This window comes from Halobiforma lacisalsi AJ5, assembly GCF_000226975.2.
Taxonomy (GTDB): domain Archaea; phylum Halobacteriota; class Halobacteria; order Halobacteriales; family Natrialbaceae; genus Natronobacterium; species Natronobacterium lacisalsi.
In genome coordinates this window covers 2,391,088-2,405,022 of sequence record NZ_CP019285.1, presented here as the reverse complement: position 1 = coordinate 2,405,022, position 13,935 = coordinate 2,391,088, and the positions used below count along the sequence as shown (strand labels likewise).

General features: G+C 60.6%; 14 protein-coding genes and 3 pseudogenes. 11 read left to right on the top strand and 6 right to left on the bottom strand.

Features of this window, described 5'->3' with window-relative positions; translation table 11 throughout:
* Position 1: 1 nt before the first annotated feature.
* On the bottom strand, positions 2-1,015 hold the full coding sequence (locus CHINAEXTREME_RS11595) for a potassium channel family protein (protein ID WP_007143707.1): 1,014 nt from the start codon (positions 1,013-1,015) through the stop codon (positions 2-4).
* Positions 1,016-1,862: 847 nt separating this feature from the next.
* Between CHINAEXTREME_RS11595 and CHINAEXTREME_RS11590 the strand changes: the two genes are divergently transcribed.
* The 5 genes and pseudogenes from CHINAEXTREME_RS11590 (at position 1,863) to CHINAEXTREME_RS22550 (ending at position 7,989) form a co-directional block, all read left to right on the top strand.
* Positions 1,863-2,453, top strand: coding sequence for an AsnC family transcriptional regulator (locus CHINAEXTREME_RS11590; RefSeq protein WP_007143706.1), 591 nt, complete (start codon positions 1,863-1,865; stop codon positions 2,451-2,453).
* Positions 2,454-2,907: 454 nt separating this feature from the next.
* Positions 2,908-3,384 (top strand): annotated as a pseudogene (locus CHINAEXTREME_RS22635) (DUF7546 family protein); the annotation flags it as partial.
* Between the two features lie 60 nt (positions 3,385-3,444).
* Positions 3,445-6,033 (top strand): heavy metal translocating P-type ATPase, encoded by a 2,589-nt coding sequence (locus CHINAEXTREME_RS11585; protein WP_044961739.1) that lies wholly within the window; start codon positions 3,445-3,447, stop codon positions 6,031-6,033.
* Positions 6,034-7,213: 1,180 nt separating this feature from the next.
* Positions 7,214-7,630, top strand: a complete 417-nt coding sequence (locus CHINAEXTREME_RS11575; protein ID WP_007143703.1) for a DUF302 domain-containing protein — start codon at positions 7,214-7,216, stop codon at positions 7,628-7,630.
* 5 nt (positions 7,631-7,635) lie between these two features.
* Positions 7,636-7,989 (top strand): annotated as a pseudogene (locus tag CHINAEXTREME_RS22550) (SHOCT domain-containing protein).
* A gap of 552 nt (positions 7,990-8,541) precedes the next feature.
* On the opposite strand, the gene CHINAEXTREME_RS11560 reads toward CHINAEXTREME_RS22550, so the two are convergent.
* Together CHINAEXTREME_RS11560 and CHINAEXTREME_RS22630 are read right to left on the bottom strand one after the other, a co-directional pair.
* Positions 8,542-8,808 carry a hypothetical protein gene (locus CHINAEXTREME_RS11560; protein ID WP_007143700.1) on the bottom strand — a complete coding sequence of 89 codons (267 nt, stop codon included), beginning with the start codon at positions 8,806-8,808 and terminating at the stop codon, positions 8,542-8,544.
* Positions 8,809-9,345: 537 nt separating this feature from the next.
* Positions 9,346-9,429: a DUF7837 family putative zinc-binding protein gene (locus tag CHINAEXTREME_RS22630; protein ID WP_449289599.1), complete on the bottom strand. Its 84-nt coding sequence runs from the start codon at positions 9,427-9,429 to the stop codon at positions 9,346-9,348.
* 105 nt (positions 9,430-9,534) lie between these two features.
* Between CHINAEXTREME_RS22630 and CHINAEXTREME_RS11550 the strand changes: the two genes are divergently transcribed.
* Both CHINAEXTREME_RS11550 and CHINAEXTREME_RS11545 read left to right on the top strand, forming a co-directional pair.
* The gene (locus CHINAEXTREME_RS11550; protein WP_007143699.1) at positions 9,535-9,729 is read left to right on the top strand and encodes a DUF2196 domain-containing protein; all 195 of its coding nucleotides are present in this window, start codon (positions 9,535-9,537) and stop codon (positions 9,727-9,729) included.
* Between the two features lie 540 nt (positions 9,730-10,269).
* Positions 10,270-10,719 carry a universal stress protein gene (locus tag CHINAEXTREME_RS11545; protein ID WP_007143698.1) on the top strand — a complete coding sequence of 150 codons (450 nt, stop codon included), beginning with the start codon at positions 10,270-10,272 and terminating at the stop codon, positions 10,717-10,719.
* Positions 10,720-10,809: 90 nt separating this feature from the next.
* Here CHINAEXTREME_RS11545 and CHINAEXTREME_RS11540 read toward each other — a convergent pair.
* Positions 10,810-11,067: pseudogene (locus tag CHINAEXTREME_RS11540) on the bottom strand (phosphoribosyltransferase family protein); the annotation flags it as partial.
* Between the two features lie 77 nt (positions 11,068-11,144).
* On the opposite strand from CHINAEXTREME_RS11540, the gene CHINAEXTREME_RS11535 reads away from it, so the two are divergent.
* Together CHINAEXTREME_RS11535 and CHINAEXTREME_RS22215 are read left to right on the top strand one after the other, a co-directional pair.
* Positions 11,145-11,666, top strand: a complete 522-nt coding sequence (locus CHINAEXTREME_RS11535; protein WP_044961745.1) for a DUF2267 domain-containing protein — start codon at positions 11,145-11,147, stop codon at positions 11,664-11,666.
* Between the two features lie 201 nt (positions 11,667-11,867).
* Positions 11,868-12,083, top strand: a complete 216-nt coding sequence (locus tag CHINAEXTREME_RS22215; RefSeq protein ID WP_238593261.1) for a hypothetical protein — start codon at positions 11,868-11,870, stop codon at positions 12,081-12,083.
* A 30-nt stretch (positions 12,084-12,113) separates the two neighbouring features.
* Here the strand turns inward: CHINAEXTREME_RS22215 and CHINAEXTREME_RS11525 are convergent, their stop codons facing one another.
* Together CHINAEXTREME_RS11525 and CHINAEXTREME_RS11520 are read right to left on the bottom strand one after the other, a co-directional pair.
* Positions 12,114-12,851 carry a DUF429 domain-containing protein gene (locus tag CHINAEXTREME_RS11525; protein WP_007143694.1) on the bottom strand — a complete coding sequence of 246 codons (738 nt, stop codon included), beginning with the start codon at positions 12,849-12,851 and terminating at the stop codon, positions 12,114-12,116.
* A gap of 64 nt (positions 12,852-12,915) precedes the next feature.
* The gene (locus CHINAEXTREME_RS11520; protein WP_007143693.1) at positions 12,916-13,269 is read right to left on the bottom strand and encodes a hypothetical protein; all 354 of its coding nucleotides are present in this window, start codon (positions 13,267-13,269) and stop codon (positions 12,916-12,918) included.
* Here CHINAEXTREME_RS11520 and CHINAEXTREME_RS11515 point away from each other — a divergent pair.
* Both CHINAEXTREME_RS11515 and CHINAEXTREME_RS11510 read left to right on the top strand, forming a co-directional pair.
* Complete coding sequence (locus CHINAEXTREME_RS11515) at positions 13,268-13,564, top strand: alpha/beta fold hydrolase (RefSeq protein WP_007143692.1); 297 nt, start codon at positions 13,268-13,270, stop codon at positions 13,562-13,564. The genes CHINAEXTREME_RS11520 and CHINAEXTREME_RS11515 overlap by 2 nt on opposite strands.
* The gene (locus CHINAEXTREME_RS11510) at positions 13,561-13,875 is read left to right on the top strand and encodes a hypothetical protein (protein ID WP_238593259.1); all 315 of its coding nucleotides are present in this window, start codon (positions 13,561-13,563) and stop codon (positions 13,873-13,875) included. Before CHINAEXTREME_RS11515 ends, CHINAEXTREME_RS11510 begins: the two co-directional genes overlap by 4 nt.
* Positions 13,876-13,935 lie beyond the last annotated feature (60 nt).

The following is a 13,935-nucleotide window of genomic DNA, read 5'->3' as shown; positions in this document are numbered from 1 at the left end:
GCTATTGCGGTGGACGTTCGGTTTCTCGAGTCGGCCATTGCCGTACGTCGGATTCAATGAACCCGAATAATGTCCGCCGCCGCATCTCGAGGTCGTCGAGAGATGCGTCGAATTCGTCGTCCGAAGCCGTCGGAATCCCTGCCTCTCGGAGGGCGGTCAGATCTGGTGCGGGAGGAGTGGTGTCCGCGGGTTTGACGAAGGTCTCGTGGAGCGTTTCGAGGTAGTTCTCGATTCCTGTCCGGGCATTCCGGACGATGATCTCGTTCGGGCGGTGTTCTTTCGGAACTCCGAACCGGACGAGCGTCAAGGCGTCGTCGAGAGCGGCTATTTCGACGGCCGGGGACCGGTCTGCTCGAGCGCTGTGAAAGTAGTGAAGAACGGGGTACGCCTTGTGATTCTCCGTGAGCAGAGTGAGTTGTGCTTCGAAGGTGTTCAGCGGGAGATCGAGTCCTCGAAACTCCGCACCGTTCCAGGCTGCTCGAACGATATCCTCGCTGACCGTTCCAAATCCGCTCACGTTGTTGGCGAACGCACGTTTCTGGGTGACTGCATCGAGAACTGAAAGCGTATAGGTGACGCTAAGCGTCACGAAGAGCAATCCGCTCCCCGTCGCGAGTATCGTGACGAACTGCCAGATCCCCTTCCGTGGAACGAAATCACCGTTTCCTAGCGTGAATACGGTGTATCCAGTAAAATAGATCCAGTCGGACCACGACGTAGACCCGCGGTTGAGCGTATCAATAAGACCGTTCTCGGCACTGGCGAAGATCAGCGTCCATCCGCTCCAGAGAAGCACGATCCAGAGCGAGAGACTCAACATGAAGATCAACAGCCCCGAGAGACTGAGTAGCCGCGAGTTCTGGGCGCCGATTCTTCGTAGTGAGTGCCACGTCCACGCCATCAGCCGAGACGTGAGTGGACCGGCGCCGCCTTCGACCCACAGCGTCGTCCAGAGGATATCTGTTATGACCGCGACGAGAAGAGCCACGCCAAGAGCGAGGGCGACGAGGTTCATGCTCCAGTCGTTCTAGTCGGCGGGTCGTGCGCCCGTGGGCGGTGACACACCCGACGAAGTCGGGACGGAAAGATCGGCACGGCGATACCCGTACTCAGAGACATCGGAAGCGCCCCATCCATAGCCACCTCTTCGAGTATTGACTGTGCCGCTTGGGGTTGTGATCCTTCTGGGGTACAGCCTGTGTCGCTATTACTGGGATAGCGATTCTCGTGATCGGGCTGACCGCCAGACGGGCCGTAAGAGAGCAGGGAAGACACCCGACGACTTGGAATCCGGCGACTGAGGCGGAGCGACGATCGTAACCCACTCGTCGACTCGCATATTTCCGCGAGCCGTTCAGAAGATATCTGACCCATCATTGTGGCCATTTTACAATACCGTTGGCGGAGTTCCGGGATAGATTTCAGCCTTGCACAGGCACCCTCGGCGAAAACTGCCAGTTTATCGACGCTCGTGCCGAACTACAGGGAACAGTTGCTCGAGGGTGTTCGTCAGATGAACGTGTAATGTACTCCCGGAAGGCCGTCGAGCACGCCGAATAGTCCGAGAATCCGGTGTTACCGAACGACTAGTAACGAGGTGTCGGTCGGTACCGGAGCGGGTTCGCTCGACCGACGACGCTCGAGAAATGAGCGCCACTCGCGCCAGCCATCTTCACAGAGTGGATCGGATCGCACGCTCACCGTCGTCTGCTGCTCTCGGTCCAGCTCTTTGAACACCCGATCGACATCACTGGCGATTCGCGGTCGTCCAATGAGCCTTGTCTGCGGAGCTGCTCGTCGATCGGACTTTCGATTCCAAACCATTTCCGGGAATATATCCCGACTCGAGACGTACAACAGCCATGCGAGACCTCGACGAGACCGATATGGAGATTTTGCGACTGCTTGGAGAGGACGCAAGACGACCGTTCAGCGACATCGCCGAACAGGTCGACCTCTCCGGACCTGCTGTCTCGGACCGCGTGGAGCGATTGCAGGAGGCGGGCGTCATCAATCGCTTTACCGTCGATGTCGACCACTCACAACTCCAGGCCGGTATCCCGGTATTCGTTCAGGTATCGAGTATCATCGACGCCGTCGACGATCTCAGAGACCGGATCAGCGATGCCGAGGCGGTCGAACACGTGTTCGTGACCGCGGACGGCGATATCTGGTTTTATGCCCGCGCACAGGTCCGGAACGTTCATCAGTGGCTCGACGGACTGTTCGCGGACGTCGACGACGTCGACTACACGGTGACGTTGATCGATGACGTCGAGTGGCAACCCTCGCTCGACGGGACCGAGTTCGCACTCACCTGCGCCGAATGCGGCAACACCGTTGACACCGAAGGAGAGTCAATGACGATCGACGGTCGACCGTATCACTTCTGCTGTCCGTCGTGTCAGAGCCGATTCGAAGACCGCTACGACCGCCTTGAGAAGGGAGCATAGCCTGCCGGCGGAATACCGGCACGATCACCCGGGGGTGGCGCCCAGACCGATTTCTTTTCCGGTCTGTGTCTATCGTGCAATCGTGGGCGCGACAGAAGCGACATCGACGATCGATAACGGCGCCCTCCCAGGTTCATGGCAACGGGTACGCGACCGAATTTGTTGTTCGCGATTCAGATGACTGCGGGACTTGCGTTCGCGTTACGGTGAGACGGGACAACGGATGACTCACTTTTTCATCCCGTTTGTTTGGCGTACTGGTTCCATCTGAGTCGTCTGGCACACTCGCCCCGATTCACCACGGCCTCGCGTCCGGGCTCCCGCTGCTGCCGTCGCTACGGCGTATTGCTGGTGCTGTTCCATCTCTCGGGCCTCCTCCAAACGAGTTCCCTCGCTTATCGACCAGTTGATTGATGCGAACGGGATCGGCCTCACGTAGGGTCGATCGCCAGGGTGGAGCGCGGTCGTGGTGTACGCCGGTGATTGGCTCGCGCTGACGCTCGTTCCATACCAGACCCTTGGATTGGTCGCACTGGCCTATCTCGTCTACGATGCGGTCCTCGCACTCGCTCGGTCGGCCATCGGGGACGTCAAAAGGCTCGCTGCGTGTCCCGCCTGTGTCGGACCGATGTTCGGCCCGCTGCTCGCGGGCGGTGCCACCAGTTCTTCAGTGGTCTTGATAGCGGGCGGTGGGGGTACGAAATCGCGACGGTCCTGTTTCTCGTTGCGATTTCGATCCTCTACCACCGACGACGTCTCCGGCGTCTCTACGCGACCGTCAGGAGCTGAGCGGGAGTCCTCCGTTTCGCCGTCGAACCGGTCGAAGTTCGAAGGAATATATCGATCGGCCCTGAACCGGACGTCGAGTCCACTTATCTTTCCAAAGGTGGCGGGGCGGATCGCTTTGAATCTCTACTGGAAACCGTGGTAAACGAGGGGGCCCTATGAAACGATAGTGAGTCATCGAACCAGTCGTCTCGAGATTCAGGGGATGAGCTGCGCGAACTGCTCGCAGTCGATCACCGAATCCCTGGAAGCGCTCGACGGCGTCTCGGAGGCGAACATCAACTTCGCCACCGACGAGGGCACCGTCGAGTACGATCCAGGAGCGGTATCGCTCGCAGAGATCTACGACGCGATCGACGAGGCCGGCTACCATGCCGAGTCCGCGACCGCGTCGATCGGCATCGCGGACATGACCTGTGCGAACTGCGCCGACACCAACGAGGAGGCCCTCGAACTGGTGCCCGGCGTCATCACCGCGGAGGCGAACTACGCAACCGACGAGGCGCAGGTCGAGTTCAACCCCGCCGATGTCTCGCGGTCCGAACTCTACGACACGGTCGAGGAAGCGGGCTACACGCCCATCCGTGACGATGACGGCGCTGCGGAGTCGGACCAGGAACGACGCGACGCCGCCCGCCAGGAAGAAATCACTAAACAGCTCCGACTGACGCTCTTCGGGGCGGTGCTGTCGGCACCCTTCCTGTTCTTCCTGGCCGATCGGTTCCTTCTGGGCGGAACCGTCTTCCCTGACACCGTCTTCGGGTTCGAGTTCGAGTGGGTTGGCTTCCTGCTCGCCACGCCGGTCCAGGTCGTCCTCGGCAAACCGTTCTATGAGAATTCCTACAAAGCGATCGTGAAGAACGGTCGGGCGAACATGGACGTGCTCATCGCGCTGGGGTCCTCGACGGCGTACATCTACAGCCTCGCCGTCCTGCTGGGGGTGGTCGCCGGGCAGACGTACTTCGACACCGCGGCGCTGATCCTCGTGTTCATCACGCTCGGGAACTACCTCGAGGCCCGGTCGAAAGGCCAGGCCGGCGACGCCCTTCGGAAGCTCCTCGAAATGGAGGCCGAGACGGCCACGATCGTCGACGAGGACGGCACCGAGCGGGAGGTCCCCCTCGAGGAGGTCGACGTCGGCGACCGGATGAAAGTCCGGCCCGGCGAGAAGATCCCGACCGACGGGGTCGTTGTCGACGGTCAGTCCGCCGTCGACGAATCGATGGTGACCGGCGAGTCCGTCCCCGTCGAGAAGGAAGCGGGTGACGAGGTCGTCGGCTCGACGATCAACGAGAACGGGGTGCTGACCGTGGAGGCGACGAACGTCGGCTCGGACACGGCGCTTCAGCAGATCGTTCAGACTGTCAAGGAGGCGCAGTCCCGCCAGCCGGAGATCCAGAACCTGGCCGATCGGATCTCGGCGTACTTCGTCCCCGCCGTCATCGCCAACGCCCTGTTCTGGGGCACCGTCTGGTTCCTCTTCCCCGAGGCGTTGGCGAGCTTCGTCGAGTGGCTCCCGCTGTGGGGACAGGTTGCCGGCGGTCCGGCGCCGGCCGGCGGTAGCGTCTCGGTCTTCGAGTTCGCGATCGTCGTGTTCGCCTCGGCGGTCCTGATCGCCTGTCCCTGTGCGCTCGGACTGGCGACGCCCGCGGCGACGATGGTCGGGACCGCGATCGGTGCGCAAAACGGCGTCCTGTTCAAGGGCGGTGACATTCTGGAGCGCGCGAAGGACGTCGACACGGTCGTCTTCGACAAGACCGGGACGCTCACCGAGGGCGAGATGGAGCTGACCGACGTCGTTGCATTCGACGCGGACGACCGCCCGGTGCCCGACGGCGGGACGGCAGCGGCCGACAGCGGCATCCCTGCCACCAGCGGCCGGCTCACGGAAGACGACGTGCTCCGACTCGCGGCAGCGGCCGAGAGCGCTAGCGAACACCCGCTCGCCCGAGCCATCGTCGAGGGCGCCGAAGAACGCGGGCTCGAGGTGTCCGATCCCGAGTCCTTCGAGAACGTCCCCGGACACGGCGTCCGAGCCACCGTCGACGGCGACGAGGTACTCGTCGGGAACCGGAAGCTGCTCCGGGACAATGGGGTCGACCCCGCACCCGCCGAGGAGACGATGGAACGACTCGAGAACGAGGGGAAGACGGCGATGCTCGTCGCCCACGTGCCGGCCGACGCGGACGAGGGCGTGCTCGCGGGCGTGATCGCCGATGCCGACACCGTTAAAGAGAGCGCCGAAGAGGCGGTCACCGCACTCCACGAACGTGGTACCGACGTGATGATGATCACTGGCGACAACGATCGGACGGCCCGCGCCGTCGCCGAACGAGTCGGAATCGACCCGGAAAACGTTCGGGCCGAAGTCCTCCCCGAAGACAAGTCCGACGCGGTCGAGGCGATTCAGGCGGAGGGCCGACAGGCGATGATGGTGGGTGACGGGGTTAACGACGCCCCAGCGCTGGCCGTCGCACATGTCGGCACGGCGATCGGCAGCGGGACGGACGTCGCCATCGAAGCGGCCGACGTGACGCTGATGCGCGACGATCCGGTCGACGTCGTGAAGGCAATCCGCATCTCCGACGCGACGCTCCAGAAGATCAAGCAGAACCTCGTCTGGGCCCTGGGCTACAACACGACGCTCATCCCGCTCGCCTCGCTCGGGTTGCTCCAACCGGTGCTGGCCGCCGCCGCAATGGCGTTCTCGAGCGTCTCCGTACTATCGAACAGCCTGCTGTTCCGCCGGTACGACCCTGACTACGACTACGAACTGTTCGGGTTCCTGCGCTGAACGGGCACACTCCGTTCGGCTGTCTGACCACTGGCGACGGACCGTGAGAGAACGATCAGCCGTTCCGCTCAGTTCCGTTTTCAGTCGACGTCCGCGAGACGATTTGCGTTGCTCACGCCGGAGTCGCTCGTATCCGTCTTCGTGGGAGAGCCGATCAACGGTCGTCCCGTCGGTAGTGTGGATATAGTCGACACTGCCGAGGTCGATGCCGATGCTGTTGCTCGCGTTGAGCGAGTCGAGAGCGGGTTTCTCGGGAAGGCTGTTGTCGTCGGGTTTTCAGGCCGAAAGAGAGGGACCAGTCGCCGGTTGCCCCTTCTAACTGTGACTTCTTTGATGGCCGCTTCGTCGGGGGTTTCGCGGTCGTAGCGTGTCCGAGCACGATCACCGGGCGGAACACCTGACTATCTGGACGCGTGTTAGGTAGGTCGCCCTGCATGGCGCCGTGAACCTTTTGATCGTCCGGATGTAGCGGTAATGTATTGGACAAACAATTCTGGGTCGACGGATCAATCGTCTCTGGGCCATCGGTTTTTTGCTGCTTGGCAGTGGACTCGCGGCGACAGAGTCGAACAGCACTTGGTTCTGGCTCCTCCCTCTGTTTGTCGTTGGGGCTGTCACAGTGTGGACACTGGCCAGCGGGGAACTGAACCGGCGTCCTAGTACGGACAGTGAGATTTCGAACGGTTCGACGGATAAAACGGCGGCTCTAGATACCCTCAAGCACCAGTACGCAGTTGGCGAAATCAGCGACACGGAGTTCGAGCGTCGAATAGAGACCCTACTAGAGATCGACGATGCCACGGATCGGCTGGATATCGATCCCGGGACAGCAGGTGCGACCGCGAACAGGGAGAACCGGTCGAAGGGAGAACGAAATGGCGGAAAGCAGGACGATCCTTCCGGTCGGAGGGCCCAAAATGGCCGACACAGATGCCACCGTTCTGGAAAGCCTCGCCACGGAACTCACCCACGTAGACGACGCTAATCTCGAGGCTCGACCCTGGGACAGTTTACTTATTCTGAACCCGTTTTACTGATCGTGGCCATCACGACTGCAACCATCATCGTGACAGTCGCCCCTGACTCCCACGACACCTATTGAGAACGGTTCCGAGGATACTACCGCTGACCCCTATTCTGCAAGCACACTGTTAAATGGATGCGGATAGTTGTGTAGTGTATGGACTATACCATACAAACATCCGTATCAGGTGACTTCGACGAGGTCGTCGATGCCACGATCGCTTCGCTCGAGGACGAAGGATTCGGTGTCCTCTGTGACATCGACGTCCAAGCCACGCTCGAGGAGAAACTCGGAGAGGAATTCCAGCAATACAGAATTCTCGGTGCGTGCAACCCGGCACTCGCACACGAGGGAATAACCGAGGAAACCGAACTCGGGGCGCTCCTCCCGTGTAACGTCATCGTCTACGAAACCGACGACAGAGAGGTCGTAGTGAGTGCTGTCGACCCCCACAAACTCCTTGGGATCGCCGACAACGAGGCACTCGACGGTATCGCAACCGAAGTTCAGGAGAGGATCGAACGCACGCTGTCGGCCGTCACAGACGACTTCGAACCCGCCTCGGAGGCCTGAAACCGATGTCATCCTCAAATCAACTCGACACGACGACGCTCATCCTTCTACTCCTCGGAGCAATTATCGTACTGCCGATGCTCACGATGGGGTTCGGATTCGGAGGAATGATGGGATACGGCGGAATGATGAGTGGGAACGGGACTTCCGGCGGCTAGTGGCCGTTCACCGGGATACTCGTCCCGACCGTCTTCCTTCTCGTCCTACTCGGCGGCGGGTATCTCGTCATTCGAAGCACAACGAAAAATCAACCGTCGCAAACCTCGGAGATGGAGGAATTACGGAGAGCATATGCTCGCGGCGATCTCACCGACGAAGAGTTCGAGACCCGCCGGAAAAGGCTCGAACGGTCAGAATGACTTTCACTTTCTGCTCCTAACATCGAGTCTCGGACTCGATCAGATTTCCCGTATCTATGCGTGGTAGCACGACACAGCCAGTCAATATATTTGCAAGTTGCATAACTATCCTTTCAACCACCGATTATCGACTTGCATCCGTCTATGACTAACGAAAAATCGCGTCCCACGCAAAACGAAATCGAGCGTCGAATTCAACAGGTCGGAGGCTATTCTCGCGCAGTTCGTGTGGGATACCTCGTCATCCTGTGTGCGTTCCTCTTGGCAGTTGTGGGCATCTTACCGGCAAATTTAGATAGCGTGTCACAGGCAATTGATTCGATACTCCTCCCGCTAATCTTCGCGGGGTTGGGGCTAATCCTGTACGGAATCGGGATGCATCTCCATCTCATGCACCTGAATTTGATCCGCCAACTGCAGCCGAATACCGATGACGGAACACACTCCCCAGAGGAGGAATTGGAATAGTTCGGCTAACGAAGGGACGAAAACTAGGCCACAGGTATCCGACATTGCATATAGCGTAGGAAGGTGTTTCTTTGTTGGTAGCGGTTACACCGGGTCATCGGGATCGTGGTTCTCTGCCATTCGCGTAGCTTCAGCAGCATACCGTTCTTGCACTTCAGTCTCGTCGACGGTTCCAAGATTGTCAGGGGAGACATCTTTTGCGGCGGTCACCGTCTCTAGAGCCTGCGACGCAACTTCTTTCCGGAAGACTCGATCTCCTTCGGGTGTCGTGTACTTGAGAACGATTAGATCACGGTTGTTGTACCCACGTTCAACGAGCCACACGCGAATCTCGTCTGCCTCCGGTGACATGGAACAACAAATGAGAGGCGTGAGTTTACCATTTGGCCCAGGATACATCAAAGACTGAATAATCGTTGCTGTCCGTCCAGTAAACGTATTCCCCAGTGTGACGGGGTCGTGTCTATCGGTGGTGATCGTGGTCGTGGGACTTCAGTGGCGGTCGCCATCGGAGGTTCGGCAGCGTATTTTTGAGTTCTCTTCGAAAGTTCGTCTGCACCTTTGCCGGGAAGTAGCATAGGCGCTAACGACGGACTGACACTTGGATGTGTAGGCGTGAGGGAGGAGATCTGTGTCGCTGATACGTAGTCACAGGCGCGGTCCGTGCGTTCCTGGACGGTGGTCCCGTGTTCTCCGCTACATCGACGATCGGGTTGTATTCCTCTGGTGTGTCCTAGGAGATTCGGTACTGGTCCCTTCTGCACCGCAGGCAGGACAAGTCTCGATGTCTCTATCGACAGTGGCTCCGCACCACCGGCAGTCGTACACGGCCTCTTTCTGGGTTTTCCGGCCCCGTAGCCGATTCATATCTTCAAATAGCATGGGTGGCTATTGCGGGTTCACGACGTCTCGGCACAGCGGGCACTCGGCATATAGTCCCGGTTTCGTCTCTCGAGCGAGGTACACCGACATGCTCCAGCCGCTCCGAAGAGTACGTGACTACCGCTTGAGCCGACAGGACGACGGGTTCGCATCGACGCAATCCTCTAAGGGCATCGGCGTCGTCCGGAGACGCGTATGTCGGCGGACTTGCCAACGCGGGACGAACTCGTCCAGGGGATGACCGTCGAGATCGAACAGGAGAACGGCGACCGGATCGTTGGCGAGGTCGGCGCCGTCCTCACCGACGAGCGCACCCATCCCGAGGGAATCCTCGTCAAACTCAAATCCGGTGCACGGGGACGGGTCAAGCGCATCGGTCCGGAGACCTGACGGTCGCTTTGACGCCGAACAGGGGATAGTACTGGCCGATAACTGTGTGAACGTCCGCTCGAACTCCGGGAGGGGACGACGTCGACGAGGCCGTCTCCGACGACGTCGATACCCTCCCGGACCCTCTCTTCGTCACAGCCGCAGTCCGACGGCTCGTCGCGCCAGTCCGGAGATCCGTCCGCGATTAGTTCGATTACCGCCTGGGTTAGCTCCTCGAGTTCGATGTTGCTCGTCGTCGTTTCGTCGTCGAAGGCGTCGTGCACGTCGCCGTCGCGTCCTCTGGAGGCCATAGGGCGTCGAACCCGGCTTTCGTCGCCCAAGTCTCGGAAGAGTTCGACAGGTCCGGCGGCTCGGAAACAGGGACGTCCAGGGTCATCGTCAATCTCCCTGGTCGCTCTCGAGAGGTAGCGTTCTTCGGCGGTACCGTCGTCGTAGCCGAGATCGATCCGTGAACTGTGGAGTACTCCGTCGCTGATAAAATAAGGATAGGCCAGTGAAACGGGAGCCCCCTTTAACTCCGTGGACGTCGACTGGGACCGCATGAAGTTTCTCGTGGCCGTCGACGGCTCCGAAGAATCAGAGAACGCCCTCGCTTACGCTGCCGACATCGCGGATGCGATGGACGGCTCGATCACGATCGTCTACGCGGCCGATCCTACCGTCCGCGACGAGGGCGGAGACGAACCGAACGTCTCGCTGTGGGATGCAGACCGTCGGCTGACCCTCGAGAGCGTCGCCGACGTCGAACAGCGAGGGCTCGACTTGCTCGAGGACGCGGCGGACTTCGCCGCCGAGCTCGGCCAGGATGTCGAAGTCGAACTCCTCTACGGCGATCCAGTCACGGAGATCTCCGACTACGCCGACGAGAAGGGATTCGACGCGATTTTCGTCGGCCATCGCGGTCGCTCGGAACGGACCGACGCGATGGTCGGCAGCGTCGCGAAGTCGATCGTCGAGCGGGCGACGATCCCGGTAACGGTCGTCCGGTAGCTCCTCTTCGAGAAGCCAGCCGGACCGTGTTTTCCAGATCCACGCGGGGCGGTTTCCCCGTCCGGTCGTAGATCTTCTCGTCGCGGATCATCACTGCTCGAGGTAATCCATCGCCTCTTCGTCCGAGACCTGCGTGAAATCCCTGTACAACTGGCCGACCCCCCGGAAGCCGGTCGGTATCTCGAGACAGACGACCTGGTCGGCCTGCTCTTCGAGGGCTGTGATCGTGTCCGGCGGGCCGACGGGGACCGCGAGGACGACCCGATCGGCGTCGGACGCCTCGAGGCGCGAAAGACAGGCTCTGGCGGTCGACCCCGTCGCGACGCCGTCGTCGACGACGACGACCGTCGCCGTCAGCCGACGGATCAGGAATGCTACCGATCCCACGTGGCTTGACGTCCCTGCTCGGCGACGAAGGGACTGCGATGGATTTCGATGAGTTCACGGGCGAAATACAGCACCGTCTCGAACTGCCGGACACCGGCCGGACGGTCCGGGCGATCAGGGTGACACTCATGACTCTGGGCGAGCGAATCCCGGAGGGGGCAGCCGAGGATCTGGCCGCATCGCTCCCTGTAGAGATCAAGTGGTACCTGACCGGTGCCGTCAAGGAGCACGGACAGCGGTTCGACTGGCAGGAGTTCCTCGACCGAGTCACCGAGCGCGAAGGGGGCCGCACCGATCCCGCGGAGGCCGCCTACCACGCGCGGATCGTCGTCGACCTCGTTGAATCCGAGGTCCCGGGCTCGGACTTCCAGCAGCTTCGCGATCAGCTCCCTGAAAGCGAGTCCGATGAGAACTGGCGCAAGCTGTTCGAAGTCGTCGACAGCGGCGGCTGGGGCGACGCCCAGGAGGCACAGACCGGCGGCGGTCCACAGCCCGAGCCCGAAGGCGACGGCGGTCCCGAACCGGCCGGCGACGAACCGGTCGACGAGACCGAAGACTGACTCCAGCGCCGTCACGTGAGGACGAAGACGAGGACGCCGAGGTCGCCGATTCACGCCTGCGAACCGACCGAAGCGAAGAGGATCGCGGCGTACGCTGCCGCGAACTCGAGGGCCGAGCGCAGCGAGAGGGGTGACTCGAGTTCGAGGTCGAGGTCCGAGTCCGATGCGGAGCGACGTACCTGGCGTCCGGACTGTAAACTCGTGGCGAGGGACGGCTGGAACGGCGACGTCCTCGAGCGATACTACTGTGAGATCAAAACGGGAAACGCGTCCTTCGAACGATCGCAGATGGAAACGATGCGAGAACTCGCAACTGAGGAACGAGTACTGAAGATCAGGGTGTTGATCGACGACGTACCGGATCAGTATTCGCTTCGAATCCGCGAAGTCGAGCCAGACAGAAGCCAGGAAGAGTGAGTTTCGCGGCTGCTGGCCCACCAGGTCGAACTACGCTTCCGCGTAGATGATCTGCATCGGTAACCCCTCTTGATCCGTCGGGGGGTCGGCCGGCAGCGTCTCGAACTCCCCGTCGGCGAGTGTAGCGGTAAGGGCCAGCACCATCGCGTCCAGCAAGTCATCCCGGTTCGAAGCGCCGATCCGCCGGGCCCAGGGCTCTTGCTCCTCGATATACGTCGAAACGAATCGATCGTACGCAGGTCGAACAGCGTCGTCAACCTCCTCGAGGCAGGCGATGCGCTCGGTTTCGCCTGCAGCACTCTGTTTGGGACTCAATGGATCACCCCCGCTGAGAGCAGTAAAGCAAACGTCGGGATGTGATTCGAGGATCGTTTGCCGCGCCGTCTCGGCATCTCGGAGCAACCGATCGACTTCCTGGATCCGCGGGATGAGTCCCCACGCCTGGCTCGACAGACTGTCGCCTCGACGCATTTGATTGGCTTCTTTTGCCTGTTCGTAGGTAGTGGCCTCAACGGCCGCTCGACAGGGCGTCCAGAAGACGCTGTTCGCTCGATCCGGTCCGAGAAAGTCTTTCGCTTCTCTGTCGCACGTTCGTCGGTGATCCGCCGGTAGGCCGATCGGAACGTCGACCAGGATCGCGTCTGCGTCCCGATGCTCGAACCAGACGCTGTGTATCGACGGATGCATTCGGGCGGTCCATTCCTGCCCGTCCGTTCCCACGGCGAGCCAGCCCCGTGAGGCCCAGTCTACCCCGACGTGCGAGGTCATATTTCGTACATGTGCGTTCAGAAGAGGATAACTGTCTAGCGTCTAAAGGAACCAACAAACCCGCTCAATACTGGCTTTGGACTTTGTCTATTTGACACTGGACACATAGATCCTCAGCAAAACACGAAACGCTATCGTAGGGACAGTCGTATTCGTCAACGTCGACGGATTGACGGCGTTTCTCCCGTCGCCAGACGCTTTCCCAGTCGTCGATATCCATCTCGGCGGACGTGAAGACAACGTTACCGTCCCGGTCCACGATTTTCGCTGCCGTCACCCTGTACTGATTCTTCTTGACGACGTCGATCGCAGCCTCGTACGAGTTACAACTGAGTTCTTCCGTCCCGGATTCGTCATCCAGGAGTCGAACCCGGATCGATCCGTCATATTTCTCCGTCGGATCCAGTCCCGAAGTCATGGTGCATGGTCTCGGAATAGTGGCTAAAAGGTTGGGACGGCGAACACCGGACGATTATATCGACGACGGCGATCAGCCTCCGGACAGCGTGTACGACCACTACACCATCGACGAGTATGCCGAGCGCCTCGAGGTGGTGCATGAGGCGCTCGGCACGAAGCAATTTCACCTGTACGGACAATCGTGGGGTGGGCGGCTGGCACTGAAATACGTGCCGTCGTATCCCGACAACGTCGCGCCGGTGACGCTCGCCGACGCCTCCGTTGACATCCAGCGAGGGGCCGAGACGATGTGAAACGCCGCCGGTCGTGTCTAGACGAGGAATGTGGGGAATTCGAGGAGTTGGTGGCCGACTGTGACTTCGACGACACCTTCGAGGAGTACGGGGAGAAAGTCATCGATGCGCAGTTCAGCACGCGCTTCTGGTCAGGAAGATCACGTTCCGTCTTCGAGCGTGCGCAACACATTGAAACGCGAGAAAATCGGACGACGATACGACCACTCCCCGACCGACAGCACGGTTCGCGATCGGTGCGTCGCCAGCGTGGATCGGTTCGCATCGCCGACGACCTCGGGACCGAACGCTTTGAGTCGCCGCACGACTGAAGTCGTGAGATCGCTCCGTGGACAATCCGGCCAGCAACCGACCCACGACCCCTAGGCGAG

Excerpts from the sequence above, each read along its gene's own strand:
- CHINAEXTREME_RS11595 (WP_007143707.1), bottom strand. The coding sequence starts at position 1,015 with ATGAACCTCGTCGCCCTCGCTCTTGGCGTGGCTCTTCTCGTCGCGGTC.
- CHINAEXTREME_RS11590 (WP_007143706.1), top strand. The coding sequence starts at position 1,863 with ATGCGAGACCTCGACGAGACCGATATGGAGATTTTGCGACTGCTTGGA.
- CHINAEXTREME_RS11585 (WP_044961739.1), top strand. The coding sequence starts at position 3,445 with ATGAGCTGCGCGAACTGCTCGCAGTCGATCACCGAATCCCTGGAAGCG.
- CHINAEXTREME_RS11575 (WP_007143703.1), top strand. The coding sequence starts at position 7,214 with ATGGACTATACCATACAAACATCCGTATCAGGTGACTTCGACGAGGTC.
- CHINAEXTREME_RS11560 (WP_007143700.1), bottom strand. The coding sequence starts at position 8,808 with ATGTCACCGGAGGCAGACGAGATTCGCGTGTGGCTCGTTGAACGTGGG.
- CHINAEXTREME_RS22630 (WP_449289599.1), bottom strand. The coding sequence starts at position 9,429 with ATGTCGGTGTACCTCGCTCGAGAGACGAAACCGGGACTATATGCCGAG.
- CHINAEXTREME_RS11550 (WP_007143699.1), top strand. The coding sequence starts at position 9,535 with ATGTCGGCGGACTTGCCAACGCGGGACGAACTCGTCCAGGGGATGACC.
- CHINAEXTREME_RS11545 (WP_007143698.1), top strand. The coding sequence starts at position 10,270 with ATGAAGTTTCTCGTGGCCGTCGACGGCTCCGAAGAATCAGAGAACGCC.
- CHINAEXTREME_RS11535 (WP_044961745.1), top strand. The coding sequence starts at position 11,145 with ATGGATTTCGATGAGTTCACGGGCGAAATACAGCACCGTCTCGAACTG.
- CHINAEXTREME_RS11525 (WP_007143694.1), bottom strand. The coding sequence starts at position 12,851 with ATGACCTCGCACGTCGGGGTAGACTGGGCCTCACGGGGCTGGCTCGCC.
- CHINAEXTREME_RS11515 (WP_007143692.1), top strand. The coding sequence starts at position 13,268 with ATGGTGCATGGTCTCGGAATAGTGGCTAAAAGGTTGGGACGGCGAACA.
- CHINAEXTREME_RS11520 (WP_007143693.1), bottom strand. The coding sequence starts at position 13,269 with ATGACTTCGGGACTGGATCCGACGGAGAAATATGACGGATCGATCCGG.